Here is a 244-nt window from a genome sequence, read left to right on the forward strand (position 1 = left end):
ACTTGATCTCGATGCCGCGTTCCTCCGCATAGGCGTGAAGGAATATCAGCTTCCACTGTTCGGTATTGAACCGGCGCCCGTTGATGCGACCCTGCACAGCCGCGTCTGTTAGCATTGCCCAGAAACGGGAGTTTTGCTCCAAGGTGCGGCACGGGCCTTTGAACTCGATGCGCGATCCAGTCTTGGCGCGCTCGATCCAGTCGATGGCGCGCTCGCGCTCCGCCTGACTATTGAGGACGACGAC

The 244-nt window shown here is 59.8% G+C and carries 1 protein-coding gene; it reads right to left on the bottom strand.

Features of this window, described 5'->3' with window-relative positions; genetic code table 11:
* Positions 1-244, bottom strand: a 244-nt coding sequence (locus CQ12_RS37025; protein WP_198164371.1) for a recombination protein NinB, incomplete at both ends; no start/stop codon positions are given.

The sequence above is a fragment of the Bradyrhizobium jicamae genome (genome assembly GCF_001440395.1).
GTDB lineage: Bacteria > Pseudomonadota > Alphaproteobacteria > Rhizobiales > Xanthobacteraceae > Bradyrhizobium > Bradyrhizobium jicamae.